Origin of the sequence: Citrobacter sp. 172116965 (assembly GCF_013458095.1) — a bacterium.
GTDB classification, from domain to species: domain Bacteria; phylum Pseudomonadota; class Gammaproteobacteria; order Enterobacterales; family Enterobacteriaceae; genus Citrobacter; species Citrobacter braakii.
The window spans coordinates 2,236,004-2,249,226 of the sequence record NZ_CP046673.1 but is presented as its reverse complement, the minus strand read 5'-3'; the positions used below and the strand labels follow the sequence as shown (position 1 = coordinate 2,249,226).

The 13,223-nt window shown below is 50.5% G+C and carries 14 protein-coding genes and 1 other annotated feature; of the genes, 5 read left to right on the top strand and 9 right to left on the bottom strand.

What is annotated here, in order from left to right; all coding sequences use genetic code 11:
* Positions 1–13 precede the first annotated feature (13 nt).
* Entirely contained in the window at positions 14–976 is a 963-nt protein-coding gene (locus GPJ68_RS10800) for a nucleoside hydrolase (protein ID WP_109017545.1), read from the top strand.
* A gap of 3 nt (positions 977–979) precedes the next feature.
* On the top strand, positions 980–2,209 hold the full coding sequence (locus tag GPJ68_RS10795) for a NupC/NupG family nucleoside CNT transporter (RefSeq protein WP_104651787.1): 1,230 nt from the start codon (positions 980–982) through the stop codon (positions 2,207–2,209).
* Between the two features lie 40 nt (positions 2,210–2,249).
* On the opposite strand, the gene ihfA is transcribed toward GPJ68_RS10795, so the two are convergent.
* The 8 genes from ihfA to thrS all read right to left on the bottom strand — a co-directional run bounded on the left by ihfA (position 2,250) and on the right by thrS (position 9,533).
* Positions 2,250–2,549: an integration host factor subunit alpha gene (gene ihfA, locus GPJ68_RS10790; RefSeq protein WP_003030571.1), complete on the bottom strand. Its 300-nt coding sequence runs from the start codon at positions 2,547–2,549 to the stop codon at positions 2,250–2,252.
* 4 nt (positions 2,550–2,553) lie between these two features.
* On the bottom strand, positions 2,554–4,941 hold the full coding sequence (gene pheT, locus GPJ68_RS10785; protein WP_104651788.1) for a phenylalanine--tRNA ligase subunit beta: 2,388 nt from the start codon (positions 4,939–4,941) through the stop codon (positions 2,554–2,556).
* A 15-nt stretch (positions 4,942–4,956) separates the two neighbouring features.
* Positions 4,957–5,940, bottom strand: coding sequence for a phenylalanine--tRNA ligase subunit alpha (pheS, locus tag GPJ68_RS10780; protein WP_016152865.1), 984 nt, complete (start codon positions 5,938–5,940; stop codon positions 4,957–4,959).
* A 167-nt stretch (positions 5,941–6,107) separates the two neighbouring features.
* Positions 6,108–6,232: a sequence feature (Phe leader region), on the bottom strand.
* Positions 6,183–6,227: a pheST operon leader peptide PheM gene (pheM, locus tag GPJ68_RS24975; protein WP_001386830.1), complete on the bottom strand. Its 45-nt coding sequence runs from the start codon at positions 6,225–6,227 to the stop codon at positions 6,183–6,185. (Overlaps the previous feature by 45 nt.)
* Positions 6,233–6,352: 120 nt before the next feature.
* The gene (rplT, locus tag GPJ68_RS10770) at positions 6,353–6,709 is read right to left on the bottom strand and encodes a 50S ribosomal protein L20 (protein WP_003030578.1); all 357 of its coding nucleotides are present in this window, start codon (positions 6,707–6,709) and stop codon (positions 6,353–6,355) included.
* 55 nt (positions 6,710–6,764) lie between these two features.
* Positions 6,765–6,962 carry a 50S ribosomal protein L35 gene (gene rpmI / locus GPJ68_RS10765; protein ID WP_003030583.1) on the bottom strand — a complete coding sequence of 66 codons (198 nt, stop codon included), beginning with the start codon at positions 6,960–6,962 and terminating at the stop codon, positions 6,765–6,767.
* 96 nt (positions 6,963–7,058) lie between these two features.
* A complete protein-coding gene (gene infC, locus GPJ68_RS10760; RefSeq protein ID WP_048997935.1) occupies positions 7,059–7,601 on the bottom strand; it encodes a translation initiation factor IF-3 in 543 nt (180 codons plus the stop codon).
* A gap of 3 nt (positions 7,602–7,604) precedes the next feature.
* Positions 7,605–9,533 carry a threonine--tRNA ligase gene (thrS, locus tag GPJ68_RS10755; protein ID WP_016152864.1) on the bottom strand — a complete coding sequence of 643 codons (1,929 nt, stop codon included), beginning with the start codon at positions 9,531–9,533 and terminating at the stop codon, positions 7,605–7,607.
* Between the two features lie 304 nt (positions 9,534–9,837).
* Between thrS and yniD the strand changes: the two genes are divergently transcribed.
* Positions 9,838–9,945, top strand: a complete 108-nt coding sequence (gene yniD / locus GPJ68_RS10750; protein WP_003030590.1) for a small membrane protein YniD — start codon at positions 9,838–9,840, stop codon at positions 9,943–9,945.
* Positions 9,946–10,112: 167 nt separating this feature from the next.
* Here yniD and GPJ68_RS10745 read toward each other — a convergent pair whose 3' ends face one another.
* A complete protein-coding gene (locus GPJ68_RS10745) occupies positions 10,113–10,871 on the bottom strand; it encodes a YdiY family protein (RefSeq protein WP_016152863.1) in 759 nt (252 codons plus the stop codon).
* A gap of 287 nt (positions 10,872–11,158) precedes the next feature.
* Here GPJ68_RS10745 and pfkB point away from each other — a divergent pair, with 287 nt between their 5' ends.
* Positions 11,159–12,088: a 6-phosphofructokinase II gene (gene pfkB, locus GPJ68_RS10740; protein WP_019076636.1), complete on the top strand. Its 930-nt coding sequence runs from the start codon at positions 11,159–11,161 to the stop codon at positions 12,086–12,088.
* A 269-nt stretch (positions 12,089–12,357) separates the two neighbouring features.
* Complete coding sequence (locus GPJ68_RS10735; protein ID WP_016152861.1) at positions 12,358–13,218, top strand: fructosamine kinase family protein; 861 nt, start codon at positions 12,358–12,360, stop codon at positions 13,216–13,218.
* Positions 13,219–13,223: the final 5 nt, after the last annotated feature.

The following is a 13,223-nucleotide window of genomic DNA, read 5'->3' as shown; positions in this document are numbered from 1 at the left end:
AGGAACATTAACGATGTTAAGTATCCACTGGCCTGAATTAACTTCAGCGCAGCGTATTACCTTAATTACGCCACCTAAGTATGGCAAAGTGCCTATCGTTATTGACAGCGATACCTACAATGAAATTGACGATCAGATGGCCATTGCCTGGGCATTCTTGCACCCGGAGCGCCTCGATCTGCAAGCTGTTTACGCCGCTCCGTTTACCAACCACTATTTTGGTAAAGAGGGCTCGCACACATATGTTGACGATCCCGCAGTAGGCATGCAACTGAGCGTCGATGAGATCTATCGCGTATTTAACAAACTCCCCCGCCGCGAAAACATACCGCAAATATTCCAGGGTTCAACACGCTATCTGAAAGATAGCAACCAGCCGGAGATGTCAGCAGCAGTACAGGATTTGATTAACCGGGCAAGAACGGCTGAGCAAACATTACATGTACTCGCAATCGCCGCGCCGACCAATATCGCTAACGCACTGCTCCTCGCGCCGGACATCGTCACAAAGATTCATGTCATCTGGCTTGGGGGTAACAGTTATGCCTGGAAAGATAATCATGAATTCAACCTGATGCAGGACATTGCGGCGAGTCGGGTACTTTTTGATAGCGGCGTAGCGCTCACCCAAATCCCCTGCTTTGGCGTGGCTAACACTATGGCCTCATCGGTCCCAGAGATGCAGCACTATTTTGCAGAGACCAGCCGCATTGGTAGCTACTTTGCTGAAATTGCCCCGCGATGCCCCTGGATTGGTTTTGCATCCCGCAAAGTCATTTGGGATATCACTACGGTTGGCTATGTCCTGAATCCTGACTGGTTCACCTGTGAATACCTTACATCCCCTTTGATCAATGACAATCTGAGCTGGAGTTTTGATAACCGCCGTCACGTCATTCAGGTCGCAAAATTTATTGAGCGGGATGCGCTCTTTAAAGATCTTTTCCGAAGCATCATTGATGCCGATGAGGGATAAACCATGCAGATACTCATCGTCATACTTGGCATTGTTGTCCTGTTACTCGTTGCCTGGCTATGTTCAGAAAATCGCAAAGCTATCCGGTTTCGCACTGTTGGCGGCGCCTTTGCAATCCAGGCTCTTTTTGCTGCATTTATCCTGTATGTCCCCTTAGGGGAAAAAATCTTACTCGCCATATCAAACAGTCTGTCCGGCATGCTGAACTATTCGTCGGAAGGGATTAACTTTCTCTTCGGTAATCTCGGACAGTTCAAAATGGGGTTTGTATTTGCCGTGCATGTTCTGCCGATTATCATTTTTATGTCAGCATTGTTCTCCGTGCTGTACTACCTGGGCATCATGCAGTGGATTATCCGTCTCATCGGTACGGGTATCCATAAACTGCTGCGCACCAGCCCGGCAGAATCCATGGCTGCAACGGCCAATATTTTTGCGGGCAATACTGACGTCTTCGTCCTGATGAAGCCTTATGCACCACGCATGACGCGCTCAGAACTGTTTGCCCTCATGACAGGTGGTGTGGCCTCTATCGCAGGCTCAGTGCTGGTTGGCTATGCCAGTATGGGGATCGAAATTCGCTATCTGGTAGCCGCCTCTTTTATGTCAGCACCAGGCGGTCTGTTAATGGCGAAAATGCTGTTTCCAGAAACGGAACCCGAAAATACTGCCGACGTGTCAGGCGATATGCTTGGTCAAGAGGAAAAGCCTATCAACATCGTTGAAGCGGCGACAAATGGCGCGACTATCGGGCTGAAGCTAGCCGCTAACGTGGGGGCAATGCTTCTGGCACTGATTGCATTAATTGCTATGGTGAACGGCTTGTTGGGCTGGTTTTGTGGCTTTTTCGGCTATGGTAACGTCACGCTACAATTTATCTTCAGTTACCTCTTTGCTCCGGTTGCCTGGCTGTTGGGCATTCCCACTAATGAAGTCTTGCAAATTGGCAGCCTGTTAGGTCAAAAATTGGTGTTGAATGAGTTCGTCGCGTATACCAGCTTTATTCCAATGAAAGACCAACTGTCGGAATATTCGCAGGTAATAACGATCATGGCGCTGGCAGGGTTTGCCAATTTGTCCTCTCCTGCCGCATTGATTGGCGTACTGGGGGGGATTGTGCCGGGGAAAAAAAGTTTCATTGCTAAAATGGGGCTTAAAGTGATCCTGGCGGGCACGTTGTCTAACCTGCTGAGTGCAGCACTGACCGGGCTGTTTTTCCTTCTGGCTCACTAAGAAAAAAGGCCGCATTCGCGGCCTTTTTAGTTAGTTCAGATTACTCTTCTTTCGGCGTTGCGTTTTCAACCCGGCTTTTTAACTTCTGTCCGGGTCTGAAGGTCACCACGCGCCGTGCTGTAATGGGAATATCTTCGCCCGTTTTCGGATTACGGCCCGGACGTTGATTCTTATCACGCAGATCGAAGTTACCAAAACCAGAGAGTTTTACCTGCTCACCATTTTCCAGAGCACGACGGATCTCTTCGAAAAACAGCTCGACCAGTTCTTTGGCATCCCGCTTGCTAAGCCCAAGCTTATCAAACAGATATTCTGACATTTCAGCTTTTGTAAGCGCCATAGGTTCAATCCCTCAATGATGCCTGGAATCGCTCTTTTAATGCCTCTACACATTTGGCGACGGTAGCGGCAATCTCCTCTTCTTCAAGTGTACGGCTGGTATCCTGAAGGATCAGGCTGATAGCGAGGCTCTTATAACCCTCCGCAACACCCTTACCGCGGTACACGTCAAACAAGTTTACGCCAACTACCTGATTTACGCCAACTTTCTTACATTCGGATAAAATATCCGCAGCGGGAACGTTTTCTGCCACAACGACTGCGATGTCGCGACGGTTCGCCGGGAAGCGAGAAACTTCACGCGCCTGAGGCACCACGCGGTCTGCGAGCTTGTTCCACTCCAGTTCAAACACCAGAGTGCGACCGTTCAGATCCAGTTTACGTTCCAGTTCAGGATGAACAACCCCAATGAAACCAATGCGTTCACCTTTCAGATAAATCGCCGCAGACTGCCCCGGATGCAGTGCTGGATTCGCTTCAGCTTTGAACTGAATATCCGCCAGCTTGCCGGTCAGGTCGAGAACCGCTTCCAGATCGCCTTTCAGATCATAGAAATCAACGGTCTCTTTTGCCAGATTCCAGTGTTCATCATGACGGTTACCGCAGATCGCGCCAGCCAGCATCAGATCCTGACGGATCCCGAGATTGGCCTGCGTGTCCGGTACGAAACGTAAACCCGTTTCGAAAATACGCACGCGGTTTTGCTGACGATTCTGGTTGTACACTACCGTAGACAGCAAGCCGGTCCACAGAGATAAACGCATTGCCGACATATCAATCGAGATTGGGCTTGGCAGCAGCAGCGCTTCTTCACCCGGGTGCAGCAGCGCCTGGACTTTCGGGTCGACAAAGCTGTAGGTAATAACTTCCTGGTAGCCTTTGTCATTCAGCATGGTTTTTACGCGTTTCAGCGACAAATCCGCTTCACGATGCGTACCCATGATAAGACCCGCCTGAATTGGCGTATTCGGGATATTGTCATAACCGTATACGCGGGCGACTTCTTCGACCAGGTCTTCTTCGATCTCCATATCGAAACGCCAGCTCGGCGCTACCGCTTTCCACTCATCTTGCCCTTCCGTGACATTACAACCCAGACGGCGCAGAATATCGCTCACCTGCTCATCCGCAATATGGTGTCCGATCAGACGATCCAGTTTGCTACGGCGCAGCGTAATGGTTGCGCGTTTTGGCAGCGAGGCTTCGTTCGTCACGTCAATGATTGGACCCGCTTCGCCGCCGCAGATATCGATCAGCAGGCGCGTAGCACGTTCCATGGCTTTATGTTGCAGCGCCGGATCGACACCACGCTCATAGCGGTGAGAGGCATCGGTGTGCAGACCGTGACGACGTGCGCGACCGGTAATAGACAGCGGGCTGAAGAACGCGCATTCCAGCAGGACGTTTTGCGTTTCATCATTCACACCGGAGTGTTCGCCACCAAAGATGCCGCCCATTGCCAGCGCTTTGTTATGGTCCGCAATCACCAGCGTATCCGCATTAAGCTTCGCTTCGCTGCCGTCCAGCAATACCAGGGTTTCACCTTCTTTTGCCATGCGGACAACAATCCCGCCTTCAATGCGGTCTTTGTCGAATGCGTGCATCGGCTGGCCCAATTCGAGCAGCACATAGTTAGTCACGTCAACCACGGCATCGATCGAGCGGATGCCGCAACGACGCAGTTTTTCTTTCATCCACAGCGGGGTTGGCGCTTTAACGTTAATGCCTTTCACCACGCGGCCCAGATAGCGTGGGCAGGCTTCCACCGCGTCGACCTGAATCGGCAGGACGTCGCTAATGGTTGCGGCTACTGGCGCTATTTCCGGCTCAACCAGAGGGGCTTTGTTCAGTACAGCAACGTCACGTGCCACACCGATAATGCCTAAGCAGTCGGCGCGGTTCGGAGTGACGCTGATTTCGATAGTATTATCGTCAAGCTTCAGGTATTCACGGATATCGGTACCAATTGGTGCATCGACAGGCAGTTCGATAATACCGTTGTGATCGTCGGAAATGCCCAGCTCGGAGAACGAGCACAGCATGCCTTCAGACGGCTCACCGCGCAGTTTTGCGGCTTTGATTTTGAAATCGCCCGGCAGAACGGCACCAACGGTTGCTACAGCCACTTTCAGCCCTTGACGGCAGTTTGGCGCACCGCAGACGATATCCAGCAGGCGGTCGCCGCCGACATTCACCTTGGTGACGCGCAGTTTGTCAGCGTTCGGATGCTGAGCGCACTCAACCACTTCGCCCACCACAACGCCGTTGAACGCGCCAGAAACAGGATCCACACCGTCAACTTCCAGACCCGCCATCGTGATTTGGTTTGACAACGCATCGCTATCAATCGCCGGGTTTACCCATTCGCGTAACCACAGTTCACTGAATTTCATTGTTTTATCCTGCCTTTATTTAAACTGTTTGAGGAAACGCAGATCGTTTTCGAAGAAAGAACGCAGATCGGTTACGCCGTAACGCAGCATGGTCAGACGCTCCATACCCATACCGAATGCAAAGCCAGAGTAGATTTCCGGATCGATACCGACGTTACGCAGCACATTCGGATGAACCATTCCGCAACCCAATACTTCCAGCCATTTGCCATTTTTACCCATCACATCAACTTCCGCAGAAGGTTCGGTGAACGGGAAGTAGGAAGGACGGAAACGAACCTGCAGGTCTTCTTCAAAGAAGTTGCGCAGGAAATCGTGCAGCGTGCCTTTCAGGTTGGTGAAGTTGATGTTGGTATCAACAATCAGCCCTTCCATCTGATGGAACATTGGGGTGTGCGTCTGATCGTAGTCGTTACGATATACGCGACCCGGAGCGATAATACGGATCGGCGGCTGTTTTTCTTTCATAGTGCGGATCTGCACGCCGGAAGTCTGCGTGCGCAGCAGACGCGTCGCATCAAACCAGAAAGTGTCATGGTCAGCGCGCGCCGGGTGATGGCCAGGAATGTTCAGCGCATCGAAGTTATGATAGTCATCTTCGATTTCCGGACCGGTCGCCACGGTAAAGCCCAGCTCACCAAAGAAACTTTCAATGCGATCGATAGTCCGCGTTACCGGATGCAAACCGCCGTTTTCGATACGACGCCCAGGCAAGGAGATATCGATCGTTTCTTCAGCCAGACGAGCATTCAGCGCGGCATTTTCTAATTCGGCTTTACGCGCGTTCAGCGCTTGCTGAACCTGCTCTTTGGCTTCGTTTATCACCGCACCTGCTGCCGGGCGCTCTTCTGCCGGCAGTTCACGCAGGGTAGTCATCTGAAGGGTCAGGTGCCCTTTCTTGCCCAAATATTCGACGCGGACATTGTCTAACGCGGCAACATCTGAAGCCTGGTTAATGGCGGCCGTTGCACTGGCAACCAGCTCTGCGAGATGTGACATGGTTTTCCTCGTTATGTTGCGATATTCACTAGTCGCTCGTATATACACAAAATCATTCTGGCTGAGTCAAGGCAGCAGTAGAGCGCTAATCCTCAGGAGCGTACACAAGTACGAGACTGGGGGAAGCGACTGCAGCCAATGCAGAGGCAGCCTGAAGGATAACGTGTATAAAAAAAGCCTCCACCAGGGAGGCTTTTAGGCGCTGTTTTCCGTTTCTTCTTTCACGCGCAAGCCTCCTGAGTTCAGGTGCTAAAGTAAAAGAAGAAGCGGAAAATAGCAGCATTCATGCTTGCGTTACCTTGTGTGGTAAAAACCGGACAACCTTTATTGAAAAGGCTTACGGATAAATTGTCAACCAATTGATTGCACTACAAATAAAAGAGAGGGAGCCAGGCTCCCTCTTTTCACCGGCTTATGCCAGAGCTGCTTTCGCTTTTTCGACCAGAGCGGTGAACGCTACTTTGTCGAATACTGCGATGTCAGCCAGGATCTTACGGTCGATTTCAACAGAGGCTTTTTTCAGGCCGTTGATGAATTTGCTGTAAGAAATACCGTTCTGACGTGCTGCTGCGTTGATACGCGCAATCCACAGTTGACGGAACTGACGCTTTTTCTGACGACGGTCACGATAAGCGTACTGACCAGCTTTGATAACAGCCTGGAAGGCAACGCGGTATACGCGAGAACGCGCACCGTAGTAGCCTTTAGCTTGTTTCAAAATTTTCTTGTGACGTGCACGGGCAACTACACCACGTTTTACGCGAGCCATATGTGCTCTCCTGTATCTATATTCTTAGTAAAAAAATTAATTAAACGTTAACGGCTTATGCGTACGGCAGGCACGCGATAACCAGACCCAGATCGCCTTTAGAAACCAGGCCTTTTGGACGCAGGTGACGTTTACGCTTAGTAGATTTTTTGGTCAGAATATGACGCAGGTTTGCGTGCTTACGCTTAAATCCACCACCACCGGTTTTTTTGAAGCGCTTAGCAGCACCGCGTACGGTCTTAATTTTTGGCATTTTAATAACTTCCACTTCGCATTGTTAATAAACGAAACGTAGGCGAACAACGGCTGTGGAACCCGCAGGCTCCACAGACATTGCTACTTGAAGGCCTTACTGTTTCTTCTTAGGAGCGAGCACCATGATCATCTGGCGGCCTTCGATCTTCGTAGGGAAGGATTCGACTACTGCCAGTTCACTCAGATCGTCACGGACGCGGTTGAGCACTTCCATACCGATCTGTTGGTGGGCCATCTCACGACCGCGAAAACGCAGCGTGATCTTAGCCTTATCGCCATCTTCCAGAAAGCGTACCAGGCTGCGGAGTTTTACCTGGTAATCGCCATCGTCGGTGCCAGGACGGAATTTAATTTCCTTAACCTGGATAACTTTTTGCTTTTTCTTCTGTTCCTTAGAAGACTTACTCTTTTCATAAAGGAACTTGCCGTAGTCCATAATACGACAAACTGGCGGTTCGGCGTTAGGGCTGATTTCAACTAAATCTACTCCAGCTTCTTCAGCTTTTTCGATCGCTTCTCTCAGACTCACAATACCCAAAGCTTCGCCTTCCAGACCTGTTAAGCGAACTTCCAGGGCGCGAATCTCGCCATTGATACGATTCGGACGTGCCGTTTGAACTCGTTTTCCGCCTTTAATACCTTATTCCTCCAGTTGTTGAAGACTGCGGCTGCGAATCTCTTGTTGCAGCTTCTCAATCACTTCATTTACGTCCAGGCTGCCCAAGTCTTTGCCACGACGGGTGCGCACGGCAACTTTGCCTGCTTCTACCTCTTTGTCGCCACAGACCAACATGTAAGGGACACGACGTAAAGTGTGCTCGCGGATTTTAAAGCCAATCTTCTCATTTCTCAAGTCTGCTTTTACACGAATACCCGCATTTTGTAGTTTCTGCGTTAATTCGTTGACGTATTCAGACTGTGAATCGGTGATGTTCATGACGACAACCTGAACTGGCGCAAGCCAGGTCGGGAAGAAGCCAGCGAACTCTTCGGTCAGGATACCGATGAAACGTTCCATCGACCCAAGAATTGCACGGTGAATCATAACCGGCACCTGACGCTCGTTGTTTTCGCCAACATAAGAGGCGCTTAAACGGGACGGCAGAGAGAAGTCCAGCTGTACAGTACCGCACTGCCATGCACGATCGAGGCAGTCATACAGGGTAAATTCAATTTTCGGACCGTAGAATGCGCCCTCACCCAGTTGGTACTCAAACGGGATGTTGTTTTCTTCCAGCGCAACGGCCAGGTCAGCTTCAGCACGGTCCCACATTTCATCGCTACCGATACGTTTTTCGGGGCGAGTGGACAGTTTGACGACGATTTTCTCGAAGCCAAAGGTGCTATACATATCGTAGACCATACGAATGCAAGCGTTAACTTCATCACGGATCTGCTCTTCTGTACAGAAGATATGTGCATCATCCTGAGTGAAGCCACGAACACGCATCAGGCCATGCAGCGCGCCTGACGGCTCATTACGGTGGCAGCTACCAAACTCGGCCATACGCAACGGCAGATCACGATAGGATTTCAGACCCTGATTGAAGATCTGCACGTGGCCCGGGCAGTTCATGGGCTTAATGCAGTATTCACGGTTCTCAGAGGAAGTCGTGAACATCGCATCTTTGTAGTTATCCCAGTGACCTGTTTTTTCCCACAGCACGCGGTCCATCATGAACGGACCTTTAACTTCCTGATACTGGTATTCTTTCAGTTTTGAGCGAACAAAGACTTCCAGTTCACGGAAGATTGTCCAGCCATCATTGTGCCAGAACACCATACCCGGCGCTTCTTCCTGCATATGATACAGGTCAAGCTGCTTACCGATTTTACGGTGGTCGCGTTTGGCCGCTTCTTCCAGACGTTGCAGGTAGGCACTCAGGGCTTTTTTATCGGCCCATGCAGTACCATAAATACGCTGCAGCATCTTGTTATTGCTGTCGCCACGCCAGTATGCCCCAGCGGTCTTCATCAGTTTGAAGTGATGACAGAAACGCATGTTCGGCACGTGCGGGCCACGGCACATATCGACATATTCTTCATGATGGTACAAGCCAGGCTTGTCATCATGGGCAATGTTTTCATCAAGAATGGAGACTTTATAGGTCTCGCCACGCTTCACGAAGGTTTCACGCGCTTCGTACCAGCTGACTTTCTTCTTAATGACATCGTAGTTTTTCTCAGCGAGCTCGTGCATCCGCTTCTCGAGCGCGTCGACATCTTCCTGGGTTAGCGTACGGTCAAGATCGATATCGTAGTAAAAACCGTTATCAACAACCGGTCCGATCGCCATTTTGGTGTGCGGCCAGAGTTGTTTGATCGCGTGCCCTAACAGGTGCGCACAGGAGTGACGAATGATCTCCAGACCTTCTTCATCCTTCGCGGTGATGATGGAGAGCTTCGCATCATGCTCAATCAGATCGGAAGCATCTACCAGCTCACCGTCAACACGGCCAGCAATAGTGGCTTTCGCCAGACCTGGACCGATGTCCAGCGCAACATCCATGGGGCTTACAGCGTGGTCGTAATGGCGTTGGCTGCCATCAGGAAGAGTAATAACAGGCATGTTATATCCTTATTTGCAGTGGTGACCCACACGTAAGATCACATACAAAGATTCAATATTTAAAATCATCAAAAAGGTGTGGGCTGATTCCCGCTTCACTCTGCGAAATATGTCACTGGTCGCCTTAATGGCTACACTGGACCTACACCCGCTTTTTGATAACACCGTTTGACAGTGTACACGGCATTACGAGCCGATCAAAGCAACAATCAACGCGCACTCTATGATGTAAATCAATTCACTGACACCCTGACGTTTTTGTTACACTTGAATAAAGTCATCTAACCTGAGCAGGAAAAGGACAATGCCAACAAATCGCTTTGCGAAGAAACACTGGAAGATGGTTGTGATACTGCTCGTTATTTGTGCGGCAATGCTGATGCTACGTTGGGCTGCGATGATCTGGGGTTAAAATACTGGCACACGCTGTTCCGGTTCCGTTGTATTTATCAATTAAATCGAATTCGTCTGAAAATAGCGCGTTATTGATAAGTATTAAAAATAAAACACAGATTTAATATTAAATAAATTTAACGTTAATTGAGAAAAGCCGGGCCAATTATTTGACCCGGCTTGTCATTACATACGATAGCCGAGTGACACAGTAGTACGACGATCGGTATGCTCCGGCGCTGTTGCCGGTGGTTCAGAGTTCCAGGTAACGTTGTAAGCCACCTTTAACCCAAAGTGTTCGTTGATAGCAACGTTCAAGGCCGTTTCAGAATTGAGCGTTGTATCGTCAGCACCAAATACCGACACACCTTGCGTAAACTTAGTATTGTCCGTCATCTGCCACGCATAGGCCCCGGACGCATAGCCCAGCGGCTGTGTTTCGGTGGTGCCATCCGTGTGCTCGTCATAGCGCACACCTGGACCGAATTCAAAACGGAAGCTGTGCACCGGTCCGTTGAGGAACTGACGACCATAACCTGCGGTCAGCACGTCACGCTCGCGATAGCCGTTATAACGGTCGGTCAGCCAGCTTGCCTGACCAAAGAGATAATCATAGTCGGTCATGTTATAACGACTACGGCCACCTACGGCATATTTCTCTGATGAACGCTCATCATTTGAGGAGGTATTGCTGGCATTTCCCCACAAAGACCACGCCGTAGTTTGACCGTACCAGGTCATGGTGGTGTCTGCAGTTAAAGAAGAACTTTTTGTGTTGCCTGACTGGGCGAGATATCCCGCGTTCAGGTTACCTTCAAAGGGTTTTTTCGCGCTGGAAGGGTCATCCATGACAGTAAAAACGGAATCATCGGCGGCAGCCTGCATTGACGCAAGCAGGCCACCCGTCAGCAGTAACGCTGCGGGCACTGTCTTCAAAAGCTTCATTTATTAAGAGTCCGTACAACAAAAAAAGAGACCATAACGGTCTCGGAAACTTTCATATGGATCAATGACAAAAGACCCTTGAAAGGTAACAAATTATAAAAAGACTCGAATAACATAGCAATAAATTCTTATTTCGTTTTTTGAATAAGAGCGTTCCTAAACCGTTTTTTTATTTATATATCTTTAACGCGATTATTTTAAATAAAGATATGAAAAATCATGTTGTTAATTACTTCACTTTCGGGGGGTTAAGTGCCAGACTGAGGACAGCCTAACAGGAGGTAAAGATGGTACGTATCTATACGTTAACACTTGCGCCCTCTCTCGATAGCGCAACAATCACGCCGCAAATCTACCCGGAAGGTAAGCTTCGCTGTACCTCGCCGGTTTTTGAACCCGGCGGCGGCGGCATCAACGTCGCTCGCGCAATTGCCCATCTTGGCGGCACCGCTACGGCCATCTTCCCTGCGGGTGGCGCCACCGGAGAGCATCTTGTTACTTTGCTCGCCGACGAAAATGTTCCCGTATCCACCGTCGAAGCTAAAGACTGGACCCGACAAAATCTCCATGTGCACGTTGAGTCCAGCGGCGAACAGTATCGCTTCGTCATGCCAGGCGCTGCGCTCACCGATGATGAGTTCTACCAGCTTCAGGATCAGGTGCTGGAAATTGAGTCTGGCGCACTGCTGGTTATTAGCGGCAGTTTGCCGCCTGGCGTACAGCTTGAGAAGCTGACCCGGCTCATTATCACAGCACAAAAACAAGGGATTCGCTGTATCGTCGATAGTTCTGGCGAAGCGCTGGCAGCAGCATTAACCATCGGCAATATCGAACTGGTCAAACCCAACCTCAAAGAACTGAGCGCGCTGGTGAATCGCGAACTCACGCAGCCCGATGATGTGCGCAACGCCGCACAAGAAATCGTGCAAAGCGGAAAAGCGCATCGCGTAGTAGTCTCGCTTGGACCACAAGGAGCGCTGGGCGTTGATCGTGAAACCTGTGTCCAGGTGGTTCCGCCACCGGTGAAGAGTCAAAGTACCGTAGGCGCGGGCGACAGTATGGTCGGGGCCATGACGCTTAAACTGGCTGAGAGCGCACCTTTTGCAGATATTGTTCGTTACGGTGTCGCCGCAGGTAGCGCCGCCACCCTGAATCAGGGTACGCGTCTGTGCGCTTTAGACGATACGCAAAAAATATACGCGTATCTGGCTCAGTAATGACGGCTTCCCCTTGTCTAGATACAAGGGGATTTCCCCGTAAAACTGTCGGCATGGGTGTTATACGTCTATGATAAAAAATCACATGATTACAAAGAAGTGAATCATGTGCGACCAGGCGTCTTCACAACGATGCGAGGTGAAGAAGAACGACACACATTAAGTGCCTTTCCAGCGATGACGCGTCCGTGGTGTGCGTCAGTTCGTGTTTTTTAACCGCATTCTTGCGCTAACCTTATGATCTGGCAGACAACATGGGGAGAGACATCATGTGGCAGGCTATCAGTCGTCTTTTAAGCGAGCAATTAGGTGAAGGCGAAATCGAACTGCGTAACGAACTGCCCGGCGGAGAGATCCACGCCGCATGGCATTTACGCTATGCGGGGCGCGATTTTTTCGTTAAATGCGATGAAAGAGAGCTGTTAACCGGCTTTACGGCGGAAGCCGATCAGCTGGAGCTACTTTCTCGCAGTCAAACCGTATCTGTACCGAAAGTCTGGGCGGTAGGCGCAGACAGAGATTACAGCTTTCTGGTGATGGATTTCCTCCCTCCCCGTCCGCTTGATGCGCACAACGCGTTTATCCTCGGCCAACAGTTGGCGCATTTGCATGAATGGAGCGATCAGCCGCAGTTTGGGCTCGACTTCGATAATGCGCTCTCTACCACGCCGCAGCCCAACACCTGGCAACGTCGCTGGTCAACCTTTTTTGCCGAGCAGCGTATTGGCTGGCAGCTGGAACTCGCCGCTGAAAAAGGCATTGCGTTTGGCAATATCGACGCCATTGTCGAGCATGTTCAGCAGCGTCTCTCTTCTCATCAGCCGCAGCCGTCTCTTCTGCATGGTGATTTGTGGTCCGGAAACTGCGCTCTCGGCCCGAACGGCCCGTACATCTTTGACCCTGCCTGCTACTGGGGGGACAGAGAGTGTGACCTGGCAATGCTGCCGTTACATACCGATCAGCCGCCGCAACTCTATGACGGTTATCAGTCTGTTTCTCCGCTACCATTGGATTTTCTCGACAGACAGCCTGTCTACCAGCTCTATACGCTGCTGAATAGGGCTATTCTGTTCGGGGGACAGCATCTGGTCGTGGCGCAGAAAGCGCTGGACAGGTTACTGGCGGCTTAGCAAAG

Excerpts from the sequence above, each read along its gene's own strand:
- GPJ68_RS10800 (WP_109017545.1), top strand. The coding sequence starts at position 14 with ATGTTAAGTATCCACTGGCCTGAATTAACTTCAGCGCAGCGTATTACC.
- GPJ68_RS10795 (WP_104651787.1), top strand. The coding sequence starts at position 980 with ATGCAGATACTCATCGTCATACTTGGCATTGTTGTCCTGTTACTCGTT.
- ihfA (WP_003030571.1), bottom strand. The coding sequence starts at position 2,549 with ATGGCGCTTACAAAAGCTGAAATGTCAGAATATCTGTTTGATAAGCTT.
- pheT (WP_104651788.1), bottom strand. The coding sequence starts at position 4,941 with ATGAAATTCAGTGAACTGTGGTTACGCGAATGGGTAAACCCGGCGATT.
- pheS (WP_016152865.1), bottom strand. The coding sequence starts at position 5,940 with ATGTCACATCTCGCAGAGCTGGTTGCCAGTGCAACGGCCGCCATTAAC.
- rplT (WP_003030578.1), bottom strand. The coding sequence starts at position 6,709 with ATGGCTCGCGTAAAACGTGGTGTAGTTGCCCGTGCACGTCACAAGAAA.
- rpmI (WP_003030583.1), bottom strand. The coding sequence starts at position 6,962 with ATGCCAAAAATTAAGACCGTACGCGGTGCTGCTAAGCGCTTCAAAAAA.
- thrS (WP_016152864.1), bottom strand. The coding sequence starts at position 9,533 with ATGCCTGTTATTACTCTTCCTGATGGCAGCCAACGCCATTACGACCAC.
- yniD (WP_003030590.1), top strand. The coding sequence starts at position 9,838 with ATGCCAACAAATCGCTTTGCGAAGAAACACTGGAAGATGGTTGTGATA.
- GPJ68_RS10745 (WP_016152863.1), bottom strand. The coding sequence starts at position 10,871 with ATGAAGCTTTTGAAGACAGTGCCCGCAGCGTTACTGCTGACGGGTGGC.
- pfkB (WP_019076636.1), top strand. The coding sequence starts at position 11,159 with ATGGTACGTATCTATACGTTAACACTTGCGCCCTCTCTCGATAGCGCA.
- GPJ68_RS10735 (WP_016152861.1), top strand. The coding sequence starts at position 12,358 with ATGTGGCAGGCTATCAGTCGTCTTTTAAGCGAGCAATTAGGTGAAGGC.